23 protein-coding genes and 1 tRNA gene are annotated in these 21,521 nt (G+C 40.7%); 16 read left to right on the top strand and 8 right to left on the bottom strand.

The window, feature by feature from the left end:
- The first annotated feature begins 1 nt into the window (after position 1).
- The 5 genes from spoVAC to spoVIF all read left to right on the top strand — a co-directional run bounded on the left by spoVAC (position 2) and on the right by spoVIF (position 2,466).
- Positions 2 to 481, top strand: coding sequence for a stage V sporulation protein AC (gene spoVAC / locus KHB02_RS24620; protein WP_213140984.1), 480 nt, complete (start codon positions 2 to 4; stop codon positions 479 to 481).
- Positions 482 to 1,498, top strand: coding sequence for a stage V sporulation protein AD (gene spoVAD / locus KHB02_RS24625; RefSeq protein WP_213140983.1), 1,017 nt, complete (start codon positions 482 to 484; stop codon positions 1,496 to 1,498).
- Positions 1,499 to 1,511: 13 nt separating this feature from the next.
- Positions 1,512 to 1,868, top strand: a complete 357-nt coding sequence (gene spoVAE / locus KHB02_RS24630; RefSeq protein WP_213116586.1) for a stage V sporulation protein AE — start codon at positions 1,512 to 1,514, stop codon at positions 1,866 to 1,868.
- A gap of 107 nt (positions 1,869 to 1,975) precedes the next feature.
- Complete coding sequence (locus KHB02_RS24635; protein ID WP_213140982.1) at positions 1,976 to 2,095, top strand: YjcZ family sporulation protein; 120 nt, start codon at positions 1,976 to 1,978, stop codon at positions 2,093 to 2,095.
- Between the two features lie 116 nt (positions 2,096 to 2,211).
- Positions 2,212 to 2,466 carry a sporulation-specific transcription regulator SpoVIF gene (spoVIF, locus tag KHB02_RS24640; RefSeq protein WP_213140981.1) on the top strand — a complete coding sequence of 85 codons (255 nt, stop codon included), beginning with the start codon at positions 2,212 to 2,214 and terminating at the stop codon, positions 2,464 to 2,466.
- 18 nt (positions 2,467 to 2,484) lie between these two features.
- Here the strand turns inward: spoVIF and KHB02_RS24645 are convergent, their stop codons facing one another.
- From KHB02_RS24645 to KHB02_RS24665, 5 genes are all read right to left on the bottom strand, one after another.
- Positions 2,485 to 4,800 (bottom strand): UvrD-helicase domain-containing protein, encoded by a 2,316-nt coding sequence (locus KHB02_RS24645; RefSeq protein ID WP_213140980.1) that lies wholly within the window; start codon positions 4,798 to 4,800, stop codon positions 2,485 to 2,487.
- Between the two features lie 127 nt (positions 4,801 to 4,927).
- A complete protein-coding gene (locus KHB02_RS24650) occupies positions 4,928 to 5,350 on the bottom strand; it encodes a GNAT family N-acetyltransferase (protein ID WP_213140979.1) in 423 nt (140 codons plus the stop codon).
- A gap of 6 nt (positions 5,351 to 5,356) precedes the next feature.
- The gene (locus KHB02_RS24655) at positions 5,357 to 5,869 is read right to left on the bottom strand and encodes a YjcG family protein (protein WP_213140978.1); all 513 of its coding nucleotides are present in this window, start codon (positions 5,867 to 5,869) and stop codon (positions 5,357 to 5,359) included.
- A gap of 129 nt (positions 5,870 to 5,998) precedes the next feature.
- On the bottom strand, positions 5,999 to 6,721 hold the full coding sequence (locus KHB02_RS24660) for an alpha/beta hydrolase (RefSeq protein WP_213140977.1): 723 nt from the start codon (positions 6,719 to 6,721) through the stop codon (positions 5,999 to 6,001).
- Between the two features lie 104 nt (positions 6,722 to 6,825).
- Positions 6,826 to 7,050 (bottom strand): hypothetical protein, encoded by a 225-nt coding sequence (locus KHB02_RS24665; RefSeq protein ID WP_213140976.1) that lies wholly within the window; start codon positions 7,048 to 7,050, stop codon positions 6,826 to 6,828.
- A gap of 162 nt (positions 7,051 to 7,212) precedes the next feature.
- On the opposite strand from KHB02_RS24665, the gene KHB02_RS24670 reads away from it, so the two are divergent.
- Positions 7,213 to 7,285: transfer RNA gene (locus KHB02_RS24670), tRNA-Val, on the top strand.
- Between the two features lie 82 nt (positions 7,286 to 7,367).
- Here KHB02_RS24670 and KHB02_RS24675 read toward each other — a convergent pair.
- Positions 7,368 to 7,844, bottom strand: a complete 477-nt coding sequence (locus KHB02_RS24675) for a hypothetical protein (protein WP_213140975.1) — start codon at positions 7,842 to 7,844, stop codon at positions 7,368 to 7,370.
- Between the two features lie 254 nt (positions 7,845 to 8,098).
- Here KHB02_RS24675 and KHB02_RS24680 point away from each other — a divergent pair, with 254 nt between their 5' ends.
- A complete protein-coding gene (locus tag KHB02_RS24680) occupies positions 8,099 to 9,292 on the top strand; it encodes an iron-containing alcohol dehydrogenase (RefSeq protein ID WP_213140974.1) in 1,194 nt (397 codons plus the stop codon).
- A 148-nt stretch (positions 9,293 to 9,440) separates the two neighbouring features.
- Positions 9,441 to 10,367 carry an aldo/keto reductase gene (locus KHB02_RS24685; protein WP_213140973.1) on the top strand — a complete coding sequence of 309 codons (927 nt, stop codon included), beginning with the start codon at positions 9,441 to 9,443 and terminating at the stop codon, positions 10,365 to 10,367.
- A 111-nt stretch (positions 10,368 to 10,478) separates the two neighbouring features.
- On the opposite strand, the gene KHB02_RS24690 is transcribed toward KHB02_RS24685, so the two are convergent.
- A complete protein-coding gene (locus tag KHB02_RS24690) occupies positions 10,479 to 11,648 on the bottom strand; it encodes a pyridoxal-phosphate-dependent aminotransferase family protein (RefSeq protein ID WP_213140972.1) in 1,170 nt (389 codons plus the stop codon).
- Between the two features lie 154 nt (positions 11,649 to 11,802).
- On the opposite strand from KHB02_RS24690, the gene KHB02_RS24695 reads away from it, so the two are divergent.
- The 3 genes from KHB02_RS24695 (at position 11,803) to KHB02_RS24705 (ending at position 15,913) form a co-directional block, all read left to right on the top strand.
- Complete coding sequence (locus KHB02_RS24695) at positions 11,803 to 12,681, top strand: GNAT family N-acetyltransferase (RefSeq protein WP_213140971.1); 879 nt, start codon at positions 11,803 to 11,805, stop codon at positions 12,679 to 12,681.
- A gap of 100 nt (positions 12,682 to 12,781) precedes the next feature.
- Entirely contained in the window at positions 12,782 to 13,948 is a 1,167-nt protein-coding gene (trpB, locus tag KHB02_RS24700; protein WP_213141318.1) for a tryptophan synthase subunit beta, read from the top strand.
- Positions 13,949 to 14,272: 324 nt separating this feature from the next.
- Positions 14,273 to 15,913: a long-chain-fatty-acid--CoA ligase gene (locus KHB02_RS24705; protein WP_213140970.1), complete on the top strand. Its 1,641-nt coding sequence runs from the start codon at positions 14,273 to 14,275 to the stop codon at positions 15,911 to 15,913.
- Positions 15,914 to 16,007: 94 nt separating this feature from the next.
- Here KHB02_RS24705 and KHB02_RS24710 read toward each other — a convergent pair whose 3' ends face one another.
- Complete coding sequence (locus KHB02_RS24710) at positions 16,008 to 16,811, bottom strand: alpha/beta fold hydrolase (RefSeq protein ID WP_213140969.1); 804 nt, start codon at positions 16,809 to 16,811, stop codon at positions 16,008 to 16,010.
- Between the two features lie 487 nt (positions 16,812 to 17,298).
- Between KHB02_RS24710 and KHB02_RS24715 the strand changes: the two genes are divergently transcribed.
- The 5 genes from KHB02_RS24715 to KHB02_RS24735 all read left to right on the top strand — a co-directional run bounded on the left by KHB02_RS24715 (position 17,299) and on the right by KHB02_RS24735 (position 21,517).
- Positions 17,299 to 18,933, top strand: coding sequence for a long-chain-fatty-acid--CoA ligase (locus KHB02_RS24715; protein WP_213140968.1), 1,635 nt, complete (start codon positions 17,299 to 17,301; stop codon positions 18,931 to 18,933).
- 23 nt (positions 18,934 to 18,956) lie between these two features.
- Positions 18,957 to 19,736, top strand: a complete 780-nt coding sequence (locus KHB02_RS24720; RefSeq protein ID WP_213140967.1) for an SDR family oxidoreductase — start codon at positions 18,957 to 18,959, stop codon at positions 19,734 to 19,736.
- Between the two features lie 135 nt (positions 19,737 to 19,871).
- Positions 19,872 to 20,330 (top strand): hypothetical protein, encoded by a 459-nt coding sequence (locus KHB02_RS24725; protein WP_213140966.1) that lies wholly within the window; start codon positions 19,872 to 19,874, stop codon positions 20,328 to 20,330.
- A gap of 3 nt (positions 20,331 to 20,333) precedes the next feature.
- Positions 20,334 to 20,939 (top strand): hypothetical protein, encoded by a 606-nt coding sequence (locus tag KHB02_RS24730; RefSeq protein ID WP_213140965.1) that lies wholly within the window; start codon positions 20,334 to 20,336, stop codon positions 20,937 to 20,939.
- A gap of 14 nt (positions 20,940 to 20,953) precedes the next feature.
- Positions 20,954 to 21,517, top strand: coding sequence for a polyhydroxyalkanoate biosynthesis repressor PhaR (locus tag KHB02_RS24735; protein WP_241114071.1), 564 nt, complete (start codon positions 20,954 to 20,956; stop codon positions 21,515 to 21,517).
- Positions 21,518 to 21,521 lie beyond the last annotated feature (4 nt).

The following is a 21,521-nucleotide window of genomic DNA, read 5'->3' on the forward strand; positions in this document are numbered from 1 at the left end:
AATGATGGCAAGCAAACAGAAAAATATGACACCCGAGCAGCAAAAATACCAGCAGCTTCAACAAAAGCACGAAAAGAAACGGCCAGTTTTAAAAAATTGTATCAGGGCTTTTTTTGTTGGCGGACTGATATGCGCAATTGGCCAGGCCATCAGTTATTTTTACATTTACTTTTTTAATTTTACGGAACAAAGTGTCGGGAATCCAACGGTGGCCACAATGGTGTTTCTCTCCATGCTCTTGACCGGCTTCGGTGTTTATGATCGGCTGGGGCAGTTTGCCGGGGCGGGGAGTGCAGTTCCGGTCACGGGTTTTGGCAACGCCGTTATCTCCGCAGCCATTGAACATCGCACAGAGGGGTTTGTGTTAGGGGTTGGCGGCAATATGTTTAAGCTTGCAGGCTCAGTTCTTCTTTTTGGTGTATTTGCAGCCTTTGTGGTAGCGCTGATTAGAACGGTTTTAAGCATTTGGGGGGTTTTGTAATTGCTAAAAGGACATCAATCGTGGGTCTTTCAAAATAAACCGATGATATCGGCGACTGGGGTAACAGGGGGCCCCTTTGAGGCTAACGGAAACTTGGCAAATGACTTCGATTTATTGTATGAAGACCTATGGATGGGCCAGGAGTCCTATGAAAAAGCCCATCGAATCTTGCTTGAAGAAGCGATAAAAATTGCACTGGATAAAGCAAATATTGAGAAAGAAAAAATTCAATTTTTAATTGCCGGTGATTTAATTAATCAAATAACGCCAACTAGCTTTACAGCAAGGACTATGCAGATTCCCTATTTCGGTTTATTTGGGGCTTGTTCCACTTCCATGGAAGGCTTAGCGCTAGCCTCATTTATTGTCAATTATCAGGGAGCACAAAATGTGGTGACGGGAGCATCTAGCCACAATGCCGCGGTTGAAAAACAGTTTCGCTATCCAACAGAATACGGCAGCCAAAAGCCTCCGACGGCTCAATGGACGGTTACAGGGGCTGGTGTTGGAATCATTCAGCCAAACGAACCGGGGAAGAAAAACCCTGTCACAATATCTGCAACCATTGGAAAGGTAATTGATATGGGTTTGACAGACCCGTTCAATATGGGAGGTGCAATGGCTCCTGCAGCAGCAGATACGATTATGGCCCATTTTCGGGATCTTGACCTTGATCCATCTTATTATGACCTAATTATTACTGGAGACTTGGGGAGAGTCGGCCATGACGCTGCTTTTGAATTAATTAACAAAAGCGGACTTAAGCTTGAAAGAAAGCAATTTCAGGATTGCGGGATCCTCATCTATAAGGATGACCAGCCCGTTCAATCCGGAGCAAGCGGAGCAGGATGTTCAGCGACAGTATTGTATGGACATTTACTGAATGAAATGAGGAAGGGTACATACAGACGGATTTTGCTTGTTGCTACCGGTGCATTGTTATCCCCGCTCACCTTTCAACAAAATGAATCGATTCCATGTATTGCCCATGCAGTTGGCATAGAAATGAACAATTAAAGGGGTGACGATTATGTTAGCGATGTTTTTTTGGGCCTTTGTCATAGGCGGATTGATTTGTGTCATTGGCCAGCTATTATTTGATGTTGCCAAGCTTACACCAGGCCATACGTTAAGCTTATTGGTTGTAGCCGGGGCGATTTTAGCGGGATTTGGGTTGTATGAGCCACTTATTAATTTTGCCGGAGCAGGCGCGACCATTCCGATAACCAGCTTTGGAAATGCATTGGTTCACGGAGCGCTTGATGATGCCAACAACCATGGGCTAATAGGCGTGTTAACCGGGATGTTTCAGGTGACCAGTTCAGGAGTGTCAGCCGCGATTATTTTTGGATTTATTGGAGCACTCGTATTTAAGCCAAAAGGGTAAATGCTGATTTTTTTCTTAAATGGATGAATAGCTTATTCGTGCCTATACACTTTTTTAGTGATTTCATATTGTATTAATGAGATTACTAAAGAGAGGTGAATCTATCTATGTGGGGTTGTGGAGGTTACGGCTACGGCTACGGTGGTGGTTTTGGCTACGGCGGCAGCTTCGTACTAATCGTCGTACTATTCATTCTATTAATCATTGTAGGTGCTAGCTGGTATTAATAGGTGAATGGACTATAGGAAAGGATGGCCATTTTTTGGCTATCCTTTTCTTTTTTCACCATTTTTTCATTCCTTCATACAATAAAGTAGTTTATGAAGGAGTGTGAATTTTGATCATGGATAATGGTTTCTTTAAAAATATAGAGAAAAAAACTGGCGTAAATATGAAAGATATTTTTGATTTGGCTAATTCTCTTCAGAATGCCAACTTTAAAGACGAAAAGACAGTCCGTGGAGTCATTCGCAAAGTATCTCAGCTTGCAAACAAGCCGATTAGTAAGGAATTAGAAGATCAGATTTGCAATACCATCATTAAAGATGGAAAAAGTCTTGATTTCAATACCATTTCAAACATGATGAATAAGAAATAAGAAAAAAGGCCGCTTTCCTTATTGGAATTTGGCCTTTTTGCTTATTTTTAAAAGTGGTGCGAGAAATCTGGAACGGTTGGCTTTTTTTCCTCTTCGATTGTCCGGAATAGATAAATATAGACCTTCTTGAGCCCGGGTCATAGCAACATAAAACAGCCTTCGTTCTTCTTCGAGTCCGGAAAAGTCCCCGTTTCGACTTGTTTCCAATGCGTAGTCGTGCGGGAGGCTGCCGTCGACTGCGCCAAGCAAATATACATATTTATACTCAAGTCCCTTAGCCCTGTGAATGGTGCTTAAGGTGATAGCATCGCGAAAATGTTTGCTTAAATTTTTTATTTCCTTATTCATCGCTGCCATATGTTCAGCATGTTCTAAAAAAACGTCGATCGTGTCAAAGCTCTTTGCCGCCACTTTTAAATCCTTCAAATCATCTGATCCTTTTTCGATTTGATTTGCCTCGTTGCCGCGTTTTTTAAGAAAATCCAGGAAGCCTATTTCCTTTTCAATCTTTTCAATCGCTTTTGCCGGTGTCAAGGTTTTAAGGGCGCGAATCAGCGGTACTGCCTTTTTTAATTTTTTTTCCTGAAAGGCATGGGATGTTTTTAAATGCATCAGTGCCTCAAGGAGACTGCAGTCCTGAAGGATACTAAGTGCTTTCATGTCCTTCAGGGCCGATTGTTTTAAAAATAATAATGGCAAAATTTCTGTCATGCTGTTTGGATCTTCTTCATTTAAGCTGACCTTTAAAAAGGCTAGGGCGCATCTAATGATATAACGGTCATAAAAGGCTTCAGCGTCCATGTCGATTTTAAAAGGAAGATTCGAACGCGCCAGCCGTTCAAACACGGCCCTTGAAGCAGCATTGGTCCGATACAAAATCGCAAAATCAGCGGGATTTGCTCCGTTTGCAATCCGCTCAGAAATATCAGTGACAATCATAGTGGCTTCTTCCTCTTCGTCAAAAGGGAAAAAGATAAGTGGCATTTCAACGCTAGAAAATTGCGCCTGCATTTTTTTTGCTTTTCTCAATTTATTAGCAGAAATTACTTGATTGGCGGCCGAAACAATCTCATGAGATGAACGGTAATTTTGTTCAAGCGTTACAGTCTTTGATGAATGGAAGTCCATTTCAAATTCAAGCAGAAAATTTGGGTCGCTTCCTCTGAAGGAGTAAATGGCCTGGTCATCGTCACCAACAGCACAAACATTTTTGTGCTTATTCGATAGTAGTTTAATCAATTCATATTGAACCTTGTTGATGTCCTGGAACTCATCGATTAAAAAATATTGAAATCGGTCTTGATAATACTCCAATATGGCAGGAGTGGTTTTCAACAGCTGATAGCAGCCGATTAGCATGTCATCAAAATCAAACAAACTTTCACGGTTTTTGTAATCCTCATATTTTTTATATAAAATTGCGGTTTTTTCTTCCCATTCTGATGCCGGTCTGACCTCTGCGGGGAGAAGCATCGTATTTTTCCATAGTCCAATTTGCTGCAGTGCTAGATCATAAGCAAATTCCTTTTCGGACAAATCGAGTTCTTTACCGGCCTCTTTCAAAATTCTATCCCGCTGCCACTCTTTTTTTAACAGCTTGTCAGAGGACCAACTGGCGGCATCATGGAACATGAGAATCCGGTAAAAGATACTGTGGAACGTGCCGGTTATGAGCTGCTGGATTTTTTCACGCTTCATATTTGGATAGGAAAGAAGGCGATTTTTCATTTCAGCTGCTGCTTTGGTGGTGAATGTAACCAACATGATGGTTCGAGGATCGATTTGTTTAGCCTCGAGCATGAACGCGGTCCGGCAAGTCAGCACTCTTGTTTTGCCGCTTCCGGCACCGGCAAGCACTAATAAGGGGCCTTCCGTATCTATTACTGCTTTCGTCTGACTATCATCTAAAATAACTCCATTTGCTGATAGCTGCTGCAAATAGGGGGGAAGGCTTCCTGGAGAATTTGTCTGTGTTTGCTTAAACGGAACTTTATATTCGATAGGTTTTGCTGTTTTAAATTTTACAGGAGCAGAATTTTCTTCTGTAATGGTTCTGCCCTGGGGAATTCTAAACCCGTTTCGTTCAATATAGTGATTTTCTGTTTGTGGCTGAAGCCCTGTGTCAAGTCTTCCTGGTACCGGACATCTCTTTTCCGGTAAAGAATGGTGGAAAAAATGGGGGTCACTTAGGATTCCCAGATACAGCTGCACCTTTTCTTTACAAGTAGGACAAGATAGTTCGCCTCTTTTGCCGGCGATGTAAATAGACTGGAATTCCTCACGATTGAGCTCGTCAATCACAATCTTCCGATTTCGATAAACTGCTGTTTTCATTTTTATAACCCTCTATTTTGAAATAAGACATGTTCTATCATATCAAAACCTGGAATGGCGGGAAAGAAGTTTTGAAGAAAACCAATAAAAAGCACCTGCCAACTTTAATATTGGCAAGTGCATATTTCTATAAATTCTTTACCATTGTTTTGTGAGGAATTCCGGCATCCATGAATTCCTCTGAGACTACCTCGTAGCCCAATTTTTCGTAAAAGGGGATGGCCTGCGTCTGGGCGTTAAGTTTTAGCTTTCGGAAGTCTTTTTCCCGGGCATGGGATTCGATTGTCTCCATAATGGCTTTACCGGCACCAATGTTTCTAGCCTCTTTGAGGACGCAAATTCGTTCAACCTTTCCATAGCCCTCAACATTGCGGAATCGTCCGGCCCCTACTGGACTGCCTTCATGATACAACACAAAATGAGTGGCATCATTTTCAAATTGATCAATTTCCTCTTCAAAGGGGACGTTTTGTTCATCTACAAAAACTATTTTCCGAACTGTGTAGGCGTCCTCGAGTTCTTTTGGGTTTTCAACAACTTTTACTGTCACTTAGAACTATTCCTTTCCAAACCGAAATGTTTCAGAAACTGTCCAAGAGCCGTTATCCAGCTGGTAGAGGAGATGGAAACGGTCAATCGTTTCTTCGTGGTCAATTCTTTTCATACGCAGCGACCCGTAAACATCGGAGTGTTCATCATTGGATAGATTCTGGCCGATCGTAATATGGGGAACAAATGCGTATTCCGGATTTTGTTCGCTAAATTCTTTATTAACTTCTGCATGTAAGGAAGTTAGTTCTTCTGTCGGCTCAACTTTAAAGTAAATAACATTGTTAACCGGATGAAAAGAACTCACTTTAGTAGTTTTTAAGGTGAAAGGCTGTGTGTTGCCGGCAATTTTCCGCAGATTATCGGCAAATTCTTTCACATCTTCCTCAGTTGCTTCAAAGGCATTTTTTAATGTCAAATGCGGTGTGATTAAAGCATAATGCGAATCATAGCGCTTGCGATAAGAATTTGCAAGGTCTTGAAGCTTTTTCGATGGAAAAATAACAACTCCAAATTTCATAGCGGTACCTCCGTTTTAAGTAGTGGGTTCTATCATAAGTCAAGGAATGACAAGGAAAATAGCGAGTAAAAATGGGTATTTATTATTATAACAAATTTTCTAAATATAATAAATAATCCAAATGGCTTACTAGAACATCATTTTAAGTGCACGTCGTAAGTCTGGCTGCCAATAGGTCCAAGTGTGATTCCCATTAAATTCATCATAAAAATAACTAAAAGGCTTTTTGGAAAGGACTTTTGAAAGCTCCCGATTGGGTGTCAGAAAATCGCTGGTTTTTCCATCTGTTGTTTTCACTTCGGTTTCGAGTTTTCCTATGACATGATAAATTTCCAGTGATAACGGCTCTGTATAATGCTTGGCAGCTTCTAACACAATCTCGTCCACATAGGGAGATTGAAGCAGCACTTTCCCAAATGTATGCGGGTATTGCAATGCAGTCATTAGGGAAACCGCTGCACCAAGCGAGTCCCCTATAAGTGCTCTAGTTGTCCCAACTTGGTACGTTGGATATTCACTGTCCAAAAAGGGGACTAATTCATGAGCAAGGAAGCGTATGTATTGCCGGTTTTGGTCTCCGGCAGGATGATATTTTCTGCGGCGGTCCTTTACATTCTTATAGGGTACCCCAACAATAATTAAATTTTCCATTTCTTTTATAGAAAGATACTCGTCTGCCACTCGACCAATTCGGCCAAGCTGAAAATAATCACGGCCATCCTGAGCAATCAGCAGCGAGTATTTATATAGCGGTGAGAAATTGGCTGGAAGGTAAATGAGCAGCTGCATTTCTTCTCCAAGTTCATTGCTGTAAAATGTTTGTTCTGTAATGGTACCTCTTGGATAATCCATTTTGAAAAATCCCCCCGAGTTCAACTGTTTTACAAAAAGAATTTTACCATAATGAAAGTGGAAATGCAGAAATGTGTGTAAGGATAAGGGGGCTAGGTTGAGGATTAATGCAGGTAACGGCTTTTATGATGCTGATCAGGCATGATGGAAAGAATATTGTCCCGTTTAAAGGTACGGATTTGTTTCCGCAGCAGGCAGTAGGCGCGAATGTATTCGTCAGTTACCTCTTTAATTATTAAACTTCGCTGGGTAATTTTCTGGTTTTCGGCAAGATAAATCATCTCCAAAGGAATATTTTCTTCGATGGAACGAATAAACAGGCCATCCATTTTAAAACTCCTCCTTTCTATAAATTATTATAACCGAACATTAGTTCTTTAATCAATAAAAAGAGGAATGTGTGTTCTATTTTTTTAGAGGGGTATTTAATGAAAAATTGTTATTGACTTTTTTGTTTTTTTTACTATAATAATATTTGTAGCTTAAATATTGATCTGTTAGCTCAGCTGGGAGAGCGCAACCTTGACAGGGTTGAGGTCGGGGGTTCGAACCCCTCACAGGTCATCATAAATCCTAACATCTGCTGATGTTAGGATTTTTATTTGTCTTAGGAATGGTGAAAAAATAAATATTAAAAAAGCAAACTTTAATCAAAAGCCTGCTTTTTTGGTTCAGTGAACTTTTTAATAATTACTTTTATAATTATTCCTATTGCTACGCCTGGAATGACAAACAACATCGGCAGCCAGACTGGTCCAAACAAGATACCAAAGATTTTTAATTTCGGGGAATAAATACAGCCGACCGTGACAAAATAAGCGGCAAATACAAACGGAAGGAAGGAATATCTTTCACTGCCTCCGCCTCCATCCTTAAACGCATCCCACATTGCAAAGAAATATAAGCAAGGATAAAACATAAGCCACTGATAATCAGTTAAAGCAATTGCCTTTTCAATCTCTCCATGAAAGCTTAGCATAATGATTGTATTGAAATTTGCTTGTGTATTCACCAGAATTTCTAAAAAAACAAACAAGAAACCTTTAAGATATTTTTTATTTAATAATTGCCCAAACCCCGGAAGGGCAATGCTCCAAAATAACTTTTCAATTGGATTTGACAAGCCAACTTCCCCTTCCAAGGATATACCTTTAGGACTAAATGCTCATTTTTAAAGTAAACATATATCGTACTAATCAGTTTGTCCCGGATTATCATGGAATATGACAGACAATTAGGTACGGTTCAATAATTTTTTATTGGTGCTTAGGCTCAAAAGGTTTTAAAAAAATTGAGTGAATATAACAAGTTTCAACACAATTCTTTTTCTCCTTTTGTTATTATGTAATCGTTTACATAGGAAGGGGGATTTTTTTGATGAGGGATATTGTTTATTTTAGGACTCCACAAAGTATCGTTTATGGAAAACAGGCATTTAACCAAGTAGGAGTGGAAGGAGCAGGATTAGGGGATAGAGCGTTAATTATTTCAGACAAAGTCATGAATCACCTTGGGGTTGTTGATAAATGCAAACAGTTATTAGCAAATCATGGTGTTCAAAGCCGTGTATTTCTAGGCGTAGACTCTGAACCGACAGTCAACTATGTTTCTGAAGCACTTGAGCAGTTCAGTTTGGAAAAGTGTAATTTACTTATATCCATTGGCGGCGGCAGTTGTATCGATACCGCCAAAGCAGTTGCTGTATTAGTAACAAACGGAGGGGATATTGGTGACTATGCAGGCGGCAGAAAGATTGCCGAAGCGATGCCAATCCCGCATATCGCGATTCCTACCACAGCCGGAACAGGTTCAGAAGCGACTGATGTCACGGTCATTACCGACCCTTCCACGAATGTAAAAATCATGGTCAAACAACTGGCGTTCATGCCTTCAATAGCTATAGTCGACCCGCTCTTAACCATTTCCTCACCGCAGCATGTAACTGCCGCAACAGGCGTGGATGCATTAAGCCATGCCATTGAAGCATATCTTTCCAAAAAAGGGCATCCTATGACAGATTCGCTGGCATTATCAGCCATGGAACTCATTGTCCAAAATCTTTATCAAGCTTATACGAATGGAGAAAACCTTGAAGCAAGGGAAGCCATGTCGCTTGGCGCCCTTCAGGCAGGAATGGCGTTTTCCAATGCGTCTGTATGTCTGGTACATGGAATGTCGAGGCCGATTGGGGCGCTGTTTCATGTTCCGCATGGGTATTCCAATGCCATGCTGCTTCCGGCTGTACTTGAATTTAGTATGGATTCCTGCATTGACAGGCTATCCGATTTAGGGGATATCTTTGCCCCCAACCATTCCAATCGTTCAAAAGAAGAAAGGGCGAAATTTGCAGTAGAATCGGTCAAGCAGCTATGTTCTGCTTTAAAAATACCGAATTTAATGGAGTGGGGAATCGACAGACATAAATTTACCGGCGCCATCAGTAAAATGGCCAAGGATGCATTAGATAGCGGCAGTCCAGCCAATAATCCAAAAGTCCCCACACAGTGGGAAATTGAACAATTATACCGAATATGTTATGAATATGATTTCTCGGTTAAAGAAATAGTATGAATGCTTCATTAAAGCCATTGTTTTTTTACAATGGCTTTTTTAATAAGAAATTTAACTACGCCTCATGAACCGTCCTAACGGCCTCGCCAATCGGCGAGTTTTCATTTAATATGTAAGAGGGAAAAGACAATGAAAGAAGGAATAGAGTGTGAAATATATAAACATTGCCAATACCGATTTAAAAGCTTCAAACATGATTATGGGCAATATGCGGTTAACCTCGTTATCGGTGCCAGAGGCAGAAAAGTTAATCCGTACGGCTTTGGAAGAAGGGATCAATTTCTTTGACCATGCCGATATTTACGGAAGAGGTAAATGCGAAGAAATATTTTCTGACGCCATTCAAATGAATTCCCAAATTCGTGAAAACATGATTTTGCAGAGCAAATGTGGGATCCGTTTGCCGGAAGGCTTTTTTGATTTTTCAAAGGATCATATCCTGAATTCTGTTGAAGGTATCTTAACACGTTTAAAAACGGACTATCTTGATATTCTCCTTCTGCACCGCCCTGACCCGCTAATGGAGCCTGAGGAAGTTGCTGAAGCTTTTGAACAGCTTCATACAAGCGGAAAGGTAAAATATTTTGGTGTGTCGAACCACAATCCGTCCCAAATTGAACTGCTGCAAAAATACATACCATTTAAACTGGTGATCAACCAGCTCCAGTTTAGCATCGCCCATACTCCGATGATTGACTCGGGAATTTCCTTAAATATGAAAATTGATCAGGCTATTAATCGTGATAGTAGCATTTTAGAATACTGCCGTTTGAACGATTTAACCATTCAAGCATGGTCCCCATTTCAGCACGGCTTTTTTGAAGGTTCATTCCTTGGGGATTTGGAACGTTTTCCTGAATTGAACAAAACTATTGACGGAATTGCTGAAAAATACGGTGTCACCAACACTGCGATTGCGGTTGCTTGGATTACCCGCCATCCGGCCAACATCCAGGTCGTACTCGGAACAACCAATCCAGGTCGAATGCACGATGCCTGCATGGGATCTGAAATCAAATTAACTAGAGAAGAATGGTATCAAATTTATAAAGCAGCAGGGAATATTGTGCCTTAATTTATATTAGAATAAATCCAACCTCTTAAATGCCTTTCTAAGCTATATCATTAAGCGGAAATAAGCTAAGCTAAAAAGACCTGTCCTTATTTTGGGACAGGTCTTTCTGCATTACATTTTCAATGGCGTCAGGCACTGCTGGAAAATTACAGCTGCCTTTTCCGGATTTACTGAAAAGCCCATTTCCTTCATTGTTTCCCCGATTAACACAATTGCTTTCTCAAGCATTTCATTTGTGGTGTTGCCCATATGGCCGATTCGGAACGCCTTTCCTGCTAAATGCGCAAGCGCACCGGCGACAATGACACCTTTTTCGGCAAGGGCAGCGCGGAAGGCGGCATCATTCAAGCCTTCTGGGTACAGAATACAGCTAAGAGTAGCGGCAGCGACATCCTCATCGGCGATTGCCTTCATGCCATATTCGGCGAGAGCGGACCGGACTGCTCGTCCGTAAGCTTCGTGACGTTTATAGCGATTTTCCATCCCTTCAGCAAGCACCAATTTCATTCCCTCGTCGTAGGCATAAATGAGGTTTACCGGCGGTGTTGCAAAGTATTTGCCAGGATCATTCATAATTGGGATCCAATTATGAATGTCACAATAGTAGGCTGGTACACGCCCGATTTTTTCACGTGCGGCCAATGCCGATTGGTTAAAGGCGATAACTGCCAGTCCTGGGGGTACACCGATTGCTTTCTGCGATCCTGTTAACACAACATCGATTTTATAATCCGGATGGCCGTATGCCTTGCTCATATCTTCTTCCATCGCCGCAGTGGCGCAAACACCATCGAGAATAACCAATGCCCCGTGTTTTTTTATAAGGGGCACAAGTGCATCCAAGTTTGCAGCGACACCTGTTGAAGTATCGGCATGGGTGATGGTAACAGCTTTGTAATTCCCGGCAGTTAATTTTTCCTCTACTTCCTTTGTCTGAACCTGACTGCCCCATTCTGACTGAATGACGTCAACCTCAATTCCAAATGCTTTTCCTAAATGGATAAAGCGGTCACCAAAGTAGCCTTGACTGATGACAAGTATTTTCTCTCCTGCAGCCACTGTATTTACAAGGGCCATTTCCATCGCGAGGGTTCCGGACCCGGAAACAACAAACACTTCCCCGTCTGTTTTAAACATCTCTCTTGTTTTTTCAATAGCACTCTTAAATATTTTTACAAATCTTGGGTCAGTATGACCCCGGGTTTCCTGTGCCAGCGCATCATAAATGGAATCAACGACAGGTGTCGGGCCGGGGATAAGCAGCATCTCTTCGTTACGCATTTTTCGTTCCTCCTAAATAGACTTTTTGGATGAAAAATAAACCAACATTTACCTCTTCTATATCATTTTCGAAAATCCTTTAATATTTTTAAGGATTCATCTATTATATGAAATGGTATAATGTGGTTTGGTTTCCAGGAAGGATGGTGTCCGCATGAAAGAATTGGTATTCGCAAAGGGCTATCAAGAAAACGAACTCTTAAGAAAAAGTTTTAATGAATTAGCTTCCTCCATCTTTGGCATTGACTTCGAAGTTTGGTATCAGCATGGCTTCTGGACAGAAAAATATATACCATATTCGTATATTGAATATGGTAGAGTCGTAGCAAATGTATCAGTAAATCTTGTGGATTTAATCATTGATAACGAAAAAAAACAGTCTGTCCAAATCGGTACAGTTATGACGCATCCCGATTATCGAAATCAAGGTTTGTCCAAAAAACTGATGGATCAGGTTTTGGAAGATTATAAGGATATAGATTTAATGTATTTATTCGCTAATCAATCTGTGCTAGATTTTTACCCAAAGTTTGGTTTTAAAGAATATGAAGAACTCCAATTTTCAATGGATCGTTCGTTCGAGGCAAAAGGCGAAACCGGCATACGAAAATTAAATGGGAGAAACGTTGAAGATTTAGCATTTATTTATAGATTGGCAGCTGATCGGCTATCAGGGTCAGCTGCCTTTGGGACACACGGAACAGAGGAGCTGCTAATGTTTTATTGTTTGATGGTCTTTAACCAAGACCTCTACTATGCCCAGGATGAGCAGGCTGTGGTCATCATGCAGCATGAGGAGGATACGCTCCATCTTTATGATGTTATTAGTAAGGAGAAAGTAGAATTAATAACGATCTTAAGGAAACTTGTTAATAAGAATACTGTAAAAATTGTTTTTCACTTCCAGCCTGAGGATGACGTGCTGCCGCTTAAGACTAAGGTTGATAAATCCAGTAATGTTTTATTTATCAAAAATCTTACAGGTGTTTCATTGCCAAATGCATTTAAACATCCGCTTACCTCACAGGCCTAAAGCTGATTATTGGCAGAATATTAAAATAGTGATAATATTTTAATATTCAGTTATTGTTTTGCTTATAAATTGTTTTTGAAGGAGACGAGTTGAGATGAGTATGGAAAATTTGAGCGTAGCAAGCAAAGGGTATTTTGGCGAATTCGGAGGCAGTTTTGTTCCAGAGGATTTACAAGGAGTTCTAAACAAATTGGAACAGCAATTTTTAAAATACAAGGATGACCCCGAATTCATTGAAGAATATAATTATTATCTCAGGGAGTACATTGGAAGAGAAAATCCATTAACATTCGCCGAAAACTTAACAAAACAAATTGGCGGGGCGAAAATCTATTTGAAACGGGAAGATTTAAATCATACCGGGGCCCATAAAATTAATAACGCGATTGGGCAGATTTTGCTGGCAAAACGGATGGGAGCGAAGCGGATTATCGCAGAAACGGGCGCTGGCCAGCATGGTGTAGCAACCGCAACCGCCTGTGCGATGTTTGACATGGAATGTATCATCTATATGGGAAAATTGGACACAGAGCGGCAAGCGTTAAATGTTTTCCGTATGGAATTATTGGGGGCAAAGGTGATTCCAGTAACCAAAGGACAGGGGCGTTTAAAGGATGCTGTAGATGAGGCTTTAGGGGACCTTGTCCAAAACTATCAAAATACCTTTTATTTGCTTGGTTCAGCAGTTGGCCCGCATCCATATCCAACCATGGTGAAGCATTTCCAAGCGATTATCAGTGAGGAATCAAAGCGCCAGGTTCTTGAAAAAGAAGGAAAGCTCCCAACAGCCGTGATTGCCTGTGCAGGTGGGGGCAGCAATGCCATCGGTGCATTTGCCCACTATATCGATGAGAAAAATGTCTGGTTAATTGGTGTTGAACCAGCAGAGGCTCCGACCTTGACAGAAGGGGTGCCGGCTGTTATCCACGGTTTTAAATGCTTGACACTAATCGATGAAAAAGGGGAGCCAAAGCCAACCTATTCCATTGCGGCAGGTCTGGACTATCCAGGTGTTGGTCCAGAACACAGCTATTTAAAAGAGAGCGGCAGAGCGGAGTATGTTACAGCAACCGGTCAGGAAGCGTTAGAAGCGTTTCAACTTTTGAGTAAAACAGAAGGCATTATTCCAGCGCTTGAAAGTTCTCATGCGGTTGCCCATGCAGTGAAGCTGGCCAAAGAATTATCATCGGACGATGTGTTAATTGTAAATCTTTCAGGACGCGGGGATAAAGACGTTGAGCAGGTTTTCCAGATGTTAAAACAATAATGTAAATGAAGGATGATCCTTTTAACGGGTCATCCTTTTTTTGTCAAAAGTTATTCACAAAAAATTGTTAAAGTTTTGTGAAATACTTCTGATAAATTGCTGAATTTCGACATCTTTCTGTCGTTGACAGCTCGAGAGGTAGATAATTAAGGGAGTTTAGTCCGTAAATAACAGGGTACATGCCGAAATGTGTCGAGATTATCGCGTTTACAATTTTTCCAAACCTATCAATAATTTAAATTGAATTATATTCCAATAAGTATTTTTTATGAAAATTGCCTGTTGGAGTATGACCATTCATTAAATTTTTGAGGAGGATGTGTAATGGTGTATCAGCAAAAGCCTTGGTTGAAATGGTATGATCCTAGAGTGGAAGAGCATGTAAGTGTAAAGCACGAGTCTCTTTATGATTTTTTAGAAAGTGCCGTAGATCGTTTTAGCGAAAAACCAGCATTCACTTTCTATGGGAAAGTTTATAGCTTCAAGGAAACAAAATGGATGGTCGACAGACTCGCGTCTGCATTACATAAAGAAGGCTTTAAAAAGGGCGACCGAGCCGCAATTATGCTTCCTAATTGCCCTCACTATATATTCAGCTTATTTGCAGTTTTTCGTTTAGGCGGGATTGTTGTCCAAATGAATCCAATGTATGTCGAAAGGGAAATCGAATACGTTTTGGAGGACTCGGGTGCTAAATATATGATTGTGCTGGACTCATTCTATCCTAGGGTTAAAAAGGTCCAGCCGAGCACATCGCTAAAAAGGGTCGTAGCAGTGAACTTAACCGGTAACCGAGGCGAGCTCGGTGAAGGGGATTATTATTTTGAAGCAGCACTTCAAGATGATGTCAAACTCCCAGAAGTGGAAATAGACCCGCATGAGGATGTGGCGGTCCTGCAATATACTGGTGGAACAACTGGTGTGCCGAAAGGCGTTATGCTGACCCACTACAATCTTTTAGCGAATTTCAATCAGGTCTGCGATTTTATTTATAGTACCTGTGATGATATCCCAGACTCTTTTAAAATGATTACCGTCCTGCCAATGTTTCACGTCTATGGATTGTCAAGTGTAGCTCTTTGCGGAATTCGCGAAGGCGCTAACCAGATTATCCTGCCTCGCTTTGATTTAAAAGAGGTTATGGAAACCATTAAGCGGGAAAAGCCATTTATCTTTGCTGGAGTTCCAACAATGTATTTTGCATTGAATAGTTTGCCTGAAGCATTAAAGGATTGCGGTTTTGCAGATGTATATTATGCAGGCAGCGGCGGGGCGCCGTTACCAGTGGAGCAGGCGAAAGCATTTGAAAATATTACAGGTTCAACCCTCCGCGATGGCTACGGGCTTTCTGAAGCATCTCCAACGATTGCATTCAATCAGCCGTTTTTACCGAGAAGGTATGGAAGTATCGGCATACCGGTACCAAGTACAGTGGTTAGAATTGTCCGGGAGATTGAAGACGGAGAATATGTGGATGTCCCTGTTGGTGAATCAGGAGAATTAATTGTTAAAGGGCCTCAGGTCATGAAAGGATATTGGAACCGTCCGAAAGATACGGAAGATGTAATCAAGGATGGCTGGCTGTTCACTGGTGACATTGCAAAAATGGATGAAGATGGCTATCTCTATATTCTTGACCGGAAGAAGGACATGATTATTGCCAGCGGTTACAATGTATATCCGCGCGAGGTGGAAGAAGTCCTCTATAAGCTGGAGGGTGTAGAAGAGGCGATCGTAATCGGTGTTCCTGATAGCTATCGTGGGGAAACGGTGAAGGCGTTTATTAAACTAAAAGATGGCTGTGGAATTTCTGTAGAAGAGATTATTTCGTTTGCAAAAGCCAACCTGGCACCTTATAAGGCTCCTAAAGAGGTAGAAATACTAGTGGAATTGCCAAAATCATCAGTTGGAAAGCTGCTTAGAAGAGTTTTGCGGGATGAAGAAATTGCAAAAGTGAAGGCTTAATATATTTATATTCCATTTGCTTGTAGGAATAAAGTTTAATAGTTTTAGCTGCACAGAAAATGCCCAGTCGTGATCGATAGGGCATTTTTCTGGATTATTGTTTTTTTAGAAATTCCAGTGCTTTTTGATTAACTAGCTCAGTGGCTTCGGTAACATAGATATGCCCTGCGCCTTTAACTGTTAGAAATTCGGCATTTTCGATATTCTCTGCCAGGGTAACGCCATTTTCATATGGGACTAAACGATCTTCATCGCCGTGAATAACTAGAGTTGGTACTTTAAGTTGTTGCAGTTCACTGTAAGTGTCGTGGGCAAGGCATGCTTGGAGCTGAAGCATGTATGCGTATGGAAGAATCGGCCTTTCGATTCTTACTTTAATATCCTCTGCTACGAGATTGCGCTGATTTTCAATAAATGATTGGCTGTATAGGATGGGGGCAGTGGCCCATGCCATTTCCTCAGGAGTCGCAGTGGACGAAGCCCTGGACAGCATAAGCATAGAGACATCCGCCCTTGGCTGAACATGATTTGTACCGCCGGAAGTGGTACACCCAAGGATAAGGGATTTAATCCGTTCTGGATATTTTATTGCCAGCCTTTGGGCAATCATTCCGCCCATGGAAATACCATAAACATGTGCAACATTAACTCCTGCAGTATCGAGGACTGCCCGTGCATCTTCTGCCATCAATTCAATAGAATACGGGGTATTGGGCTTATCGCTTAAGCCTACACCACGATTATCAAAAATAATTACTTTATAGTGTTCCGCTAGAGCTGGCAGAGTTCTATACCATGACCTGGAATCAAGGGATAACCCCATAATCAATAAAAGCGGCTCCCCTTCACCATGAACCTCATAATAAAGATCAATTCCATTTGCATTCGTAATCGGCACGCAAGCACAACTCCTTTAATCATAATATTAAAATATATGACCATAGCCCTAAGGACATGTCTAAAAATCACAAATTCATGGACTGATTGCGTGCACCTAAACTGTCCACGGAACAAGGACAGATGTCTTTTTGTGGTGCCTGACACCTTTTTGTTATTCATCTCAAAATGAAAGCGTTTTCCTGAGATAGTGTCATTCAGTTGGCTTCGGCGGGGGGATAGATTGGGCGGGGAGTGAATGGGGAAAAATTCCAACAATATTCGACAAAGGACTATTTTGGGTAAAAGGGATTTTATTTAAAAAAACCCATGAATTAAATATGGAATGAATTTAATCAATGGTACCTTAAGGATATTTGCTGGTATTTGTGGAATTTTGTCGATAAGCATTGGTTTACAAATCTAAACTTTGCTTCAATAATTAAAATTATATTAATATTCTAACAATCTTTGTTTTACTTTAATATCAAGGGGAGGCATAGTTTTTTATGGTTTATCAGCAAAAGCCGTGGCTTAAAGTTTATGATTCAAGGTTGGATGAGCATCTTCAGATTGAGTATAATTCTCTTTACCACTTTCTGGAGAAATCGGTAAATCGTTTTAATACGAAACCGGCAATGACGTTTTTGGGAAATGTAACCAGCTTCAATGATACCAAAACGATTGTTGACCGATTTGCTTCAGCCTTACATAGAGCAGGATTTGTTAAAGGCAGTCGTTTAGCCATAATGCTGCCAAATTCACCTCATTACATATTTACTTTATTCGGGACTTTTCGCCTTGGAGGGATCAATGTCCAAGTTAATCCCATGTATGTTGAAAGAGAAATAGAACATGTTTTAAATGACTCCGGTTCAGAGTACATGGTGGTCCTCGATGCGCTTTACCCAAAAGTGAAAAAAGTCCAGTCAAATACTTCGTTAAAAAAGGTGATTGTTGTTAATTTTGGCGGTGCCAAAATTGATCTTGCAGATGGTGATGTTTATTTCGATGAATTCCTTGATAAGGAAGCTAGTCTTCCAGAGGTAGACATTGACCGTGAAGAAGATGTCGCTGTGCTTCAATATACCGGTGGAACAACCGGTCTCTCCAAAGGGGTAATGCTTACCCATACGAATCTTTTAGCCAATTTAACACAGGTTTGTGATTTCGCTTATAAAACATGTGATGACAAACCAGAAGATTTTAAAATCATAACTGTTTTGCCGATGTTCCATGTCTATGGATTATCAAGTGTTGCGCTTTGCGGAATCAGAGAAGGTGCCAACCAAATTATCCTGCCGCGCTTCGATCCAAAGGAAGTAATGGAGATTGTCAAACGTGAAAAACCATTCCAATTCTCAGGTGTTCCAACCATGTTCTTTGCATTAAACAGCCAAGAGGGACTAGAGGATGCTGGTTTTGATTCACTATACTACGTGAACTGCGGTGGTGCTCCACTTCCAATAGAAGCGGCCAAAGTGTTTGAAAAGAGGACAGGGAAACAGCTGCGTGATGGATACGGTTTATCTGAAGCAGCACCAACAGTCATTTTTAGTCCTCCATTTGTGCCAAGAAAGCACGGAAGTATCGGCATTCCAGTTCAGAGTACAATTGCCAGAATCGTTCACGAAACAGAAGATGGCTTTGTCGATGCACCGGTTGGTGAGGCTGGGGAGATCATCGTCAAAGGGCCGCAGGTTATGAAAGGATACTGGAATCGTCCTGAAGATACGGATGCAGTAATAAAGGATGGCTGGCTGTTTACTGGCGATATGGCAAAAATGGATGAAGATGGATACTTTTATATTGTTGACCGCAAGAAAGATATGATTATTGCAAGCGGCTTTAATGTTTATCCAACCGAAATTGAAGGGGTTCTCTATCAGCTGGAAGAAATCGAAGAAGTGGTGGTAGTGGGCGTTCCAGACCCTTATCGCGGCGAAACCGTAAAGGCTTATGTAAAGCTAAAAGCGGGTTATTCTATTAGCGAAGAAGAAATCAAACAGTTTGGAAAGGAAAACCTAGCACCATATAAGGCGCCAAAAGATGTAGAAATCCTTCCGGAGCTGCCAAAATCTTCAGTTGGGAAACTGCTAAGAAGAGTATTAAGAGACCAAGAAAAACAAAAAGTAAAAGCCTAATAGTCAACTAGGAGGAATTTAAGATGAGTTTACAAGATTTATTCAGTTTACAAGGAAAAACGGCGATTGTTACAGGCGGTGGCAGAGGCTTAGGACAGCAAATTGCCACTGTGTATGCAGAAGCAGGTGCTAATGTTGTTGTTTGTTCAAGAGATATTGAAGCATGTCAGCAATTAAGCGATGCACTCAAGGAAAAAGGTGTTCGCTCACTTGCATTTAAATGTGATGTATCAAATCCTGAAGATATCCAGCATGTTGTGGACGAAACGCTAAAAGAATTTGGCTCAATTGATATCTTGGTTAATAACAGCGGCACAAGCTGGGGAGCCCCTGCACTTGAAATGCCAGCAGATAAATGGGATAAGGTAATGGATATCAACCTGAAAGCAGTGTTTTTATTTTCTCAGGCTGTTGGAAAAATTATGGTCGAGCAGCGTTCCGGAAAAATCATTAATATTGCTTCGATTGCCGGTATGGGCGGTCAGAAACCTGAAGTCATGGATGCCATTGGTTATTCTGTCAGCAAGGGTGCCGTCATTACATTAACAAAAGATTTAGCAGTAAAATTGGCACCGCATAATGTCCATGTGAATGCCATTGCACCAGGGTTTTTCCCAACAAAAATGACCAAAGCCATTTTGGGCTATTCTGGTGAAAGTATTCTTGATCGTACACCCGCAGGACGTTTTGGTTCCGATGAAGATATGAAGGGGCCGGCGCTATTTTTAGCATCATCAGCATCAAACTATGTATTCGGTCATGTATTGGTGGTTGATGGTGGAACGACTGCAAGTGTGGAATAGGTCCGCAAGCACTTTTTAAAATTTTTCTGAATTTTTAAGAGATAGCCTTGTAGGGTTCCAGTAAATATGTTTAGATTGACATATTAGTACATATGTTAAGAAAAACATACCAACCGGTTAGTAAGAGGGAATCAAATGGAAACCACGCACCAGGACGAAGTTGCTTTTTCCAGAGAACTCGAAGCGAAAATAAATAAAAGAATCCATGAACTCACTAATAGCCGGGGCTTTACCCTAGCATGGGGGAGGGCAATGGATGCCCATTTGGCTCGGTTAAAAATTCACAGAAAGTTAACAACTAGATGGTTAAAACGATTAGACCTTCCCAATAAAGATGAAGTAGCAGAGCTTTCAATTAGATTGGTAGATTGTGTGGAGAAAATCGACCTGCTCGACGACACAATCTATAGTTTTAAAAAAAGGCAGCAAATAAATTTAACTCATTTAAAAATGGTACGACAATCATGGGAAGAACTGCTGGTTGTTTTGCGGACGGAAGAAAAAGAATTAAAAGCAGGTAATCTTACATCGCTTGAAAAGGAATTAATACAACTAAAGCGATTATTTCAAATAGAATTCGAAATGGAGGAATAACCAATGACTGAGAAAAATGAAAAAGAGTTAGAGGTTGAGGTTAATGTTGAAAATCAATTGTCAAGCCTTGAGCTGATTTGGAAGATTGGCTTTGATGAATTAGATGCATGGGCTAATCGTTTTAATAAGCGCGATGAGCTATTCTTGTCAGCGGTTAAGAACTATGTAGAAAGCGTTAAGCGCAATCAGGAAAATCTAAAAGCGGTCACTGAGCAATTTGACCGTGAAGTCAAGGAATGGGAAAAAGCTGCGCGTGAAGAATTACTTGTAACAACCACGACTTTGCAGCATTTCTTCCCTGTTAAATCTTACGAGGAAATCAATAAAGTTGTGGATGACATTCAACAAAAAACGGCAGCTCTACTGTTAACTCCGGTAAAGGCGTTAACCGGCGGTCAGGCACTAGACAAGTATCTGGATGCCGTCGAGCAATATCTGGCTTTCAGGAAAAAAGCACGTGAAAAATATATTGATAGTGTAAAGAAAACTACTAATATACTATATGAAAATCAAAAAATATTTGTTGATTTATTCTCAAAACAATTAAAAGCAGCCATTTTTCCTTTTCAAAAATTCATGAAAAACGCGGTTGAATCAACAAAATCATAACGAGGTGAATGTTAATGTCAGAGAAAAAATATGATCCGTATGAATCCTTTCATAAGTTAAGTCTTTTGTGGGAAAAGCAAATCAATGATTTTATCTACCTGTGGACAAATAACAATGAGTTTGTCAAAATGTCCAATTTCGGAACTGAAGTGCAAACCCGTTATCTGGAGCAATTGAAAAAAAATCAAGAAGCCTTCGCAAGTGTCCTAAATTTACCGACGAAGAGCGACGTTACAAATGTGGCAAACTTAACGATTCAAGCAGAAGAGAAAATGGAGGCTCTTGAAGAGCAAATTTGGGATTTACAAGATTCTGTAAAATCACAGAGTAAAGAGATTGAAAGTGTCGTAGAAGTTTCCAAGGAAATCATTAAACTGACAAAACAGCTAAAACAAGATCTGGTTAAGTCAAAAAAAGAACTGTCCGATACAAAGAGCCTGCACGCCGAACTTCAGGAAATGAAATTTGAACTATTGAAGTTAAGTAACTTTAAAGAAGAACTTGACGCTATTAAGGGTCTGATTGAAAAGGAAAAAACGGAGCAACCTGTGTTTTCTAGTGCAGGATCATCTAAATAATTTT

It is taken from the genome of Neobacillus citreus (assembly GCF_018343545.2).
Lineage (GTDB): Bacteria > Bacillota > Bacilli > Bacillales > Cytobacillaceae > Neobacillus > Neobacillus citreus.